Origin of the sequence: Nocardiopsis sp. TNDT3 (genome assembly GCF_003427465.1) — a bacterium.
Lineage (GTDB): Bacteria > Actinomycetota > Actinomycetes > Streptosporangiales > Streptosporangiaceae > Nocardiopsis > Nocardiopsis dassonvillei.
In genome coordinates this window covers 1-2,157 of record NZ_QPFC01001405.1, presented here as the reverse complement: position 1 = coordinate 2,157, position 2,157 = coordinate 1, and the positions used below count along the sequence as shown (strand labels likewise).

The following is a 2,157-nucleotide window of genomic DNA, read 5'->3' as shown; positions in this document are numbered from 1 at the left end:
GGTCCTGCGGGCGCGGCGCGGTTCCTACGGGGAGGCCTGGCCGACCGGCTCCCCGGCCCGCGGCGCGTGGTCGCCGTCCCCGTCCCGTGACGGGCGCGGGGCGACGATGCCCTGCTCTACCGCCATGTCGCGCAGCAGCGGGTGCGTGGTCCACAGCGTCGGCAGCATGAGCAGGCCGACGGGCACCGCGGTCACCACGATGAAGGACTGCAACGCCTGGATCCCGCCGTCCCCCACCAGCAGCAGTGCGACGGCGGCCAGCCCCATCCCCACGCACCAGAACGCGCGGACCAGGCCCGAGGGTTCTCCCTCGTGCATGCTGGAGACCGCGATGGTGTAGGACATGGAGTCGAGCGTGGACGCCAGGAAGATCAGCGCCACGACCACCATCAGCACGCCCAGCGCTCCGGTCAGCGGCAGCGCCTCCAGGATGGCCAGCGCCGCCGCGGGCAGCCCGTCCTCGGCGTAGGGGCCCGTGATCGTGCCGGGCTCGCGCTGCTCCAGCCAGATGCCGGTGCCGCCCAGCGCGGTGAACCAGAGCATGGTCACCACCGAGGGCACCACCGTCGCCCCGACGTAGATGTCGCGCACGGTGCGGCCCCGTGAGATGCGGGCGAAGAAGACCGCCATCATGGGCCCGAAGCCCAGGAACCAGCCGAAGAAGAACAGCGTCCAGTACCCGAGCCACTGCTCGTCGCCCCGGTACAGCGCCATCGGGAGGAACTCCCGGGCGTGCACGGCGCTCGCCTGCAGGAACAGGTTGACGACGAAGGGCAGCGACGCCATGCCGACGATGACGGCGATGAGCGCCAGGGCCACCCAGACGTTGGCCCGGCTCAGCAGCTGGATGCCCTTGTGGATCCCGCTCAGCACCGACACCGCGGCCACCGCGGTCAGGCCCAGGATGATCAGCGCCTGGACGGCGTAGGTGTCGGGCAGCCCGAACAGCTCGCTGCAGATGTAGGAGATCTGGAGCCCGAGGAAGCCGATCGGCCCCACGGTCCCGGCCACCACGGCGAGCACGCAGCTGATGTCGGCGACCGCGCCGATCCAGTGCGTGCGCACCCGCTCGCCCAGGAGCGGCCACAGCAGGGTGCGCGGGCGCAGCGGCATGCCCTTCTCGACACCGCGCATCATGACCAGGGTGGCCAGCGCGCCGCCGACGGCCCAGCCGATGAAGCCCCAGTGCACGAAGCTCTGCGCCAGCGCCACCGCCGCGCCCTCGGCTCCGCCGTCGACCTGGTCGGCGTACTGCGGCGGCGGGGAGGCGTAGTGGGCGATGGGTTCGGCCGCCGCCCAGAACACCCCTCCGGCGGCCAGCAGGGTGGTGACGACCATCGCGATCCAGGTGAACCGCTTGAACTCGGGTTTGTCGGTGCCGCCCATGCGGACCCGCCCGTAGCGGGAGAAGGCCAGGACGGTCATGACGACGAAGGTGGCCAGCATCAGCAGCTGCCAGTAGGCGCCGAACCAGCGCGCGGACCAGGTGAAGGCCGCGTCCACGGCGGAGCCCATGGCGCGGGGGGCGACCAGGGCGGCGAGGACGAAGGCGGTCATCAGGGCGCCGGACACGCTCATGACCCAGGGATCGGAACGTCTGCCTCGCGCGGACGCGCGTGAGCGCAGAGTGGAGAACATGGAGTAGAGGAAGCCCCTCGAATGGAAGCACCGGCCGGGACGCGCCGCAGCCGGTATCTGAAGCTCCATGCGCTGTGCGCGCGTGGCGGCCGCCGGGAACGACCGCCCGGTCTCACGGCCAGCGCGGCAGGCGCGGCATGGAGTGGGGCGGAGCGTCGAACGCAGCCCTGCCCGGTCGCCGACGGGCACTCACGGCGGGGGACGAGGGAGAAGAGCGGTTCCCGGGTCCCACCGCGGGCGGCGCGACGACGACGTTCCACACTATCGCAGGCCGCGGCGCGTGTCCGTGTGAGGGTAAACACTGCTGACGGGTCACCGGGCGGGGGAGGAGCCGGGGCCGTCCGTGCGGGTCGGTGTCCCCCCGCGTTCCGCGTGCGGGCCGCGTCCACGGGTGCCCCGCCGGGACGCCGTACCCGACGCCGACTGCGACAATAAGGACATGTCGCCCATATCTCCGCTTCCGGAGCGTACCGGCAGCGCACCGCCCGGGACGGCCGCGCCCTCCGGGGAGGGCGCGGC

At 72.5% G+C, this 2,157-nt stretch carries 1 protein-coding gene; it reads right to left on the bottom strand.

What is annotated here, in order from left to right; genetic code table 11:
- Nucleotides 1-24: 24 nt before the first annotated feature.
- Nucleotides 25-1,578 carry a BCCT family transporter gene (locus DQW06_RS28270; protein ID WP_232051672.1) on the bottom strand — a complete coding sequence of 518 codons (1,554 nt, stop codon included), beginning with the start codon at nt 1,576-1,578 and terminating at the stop codon, nt 25-27.
- Nucleotides 1,579-2,157 lie beyond the last annotated feature (579 nt).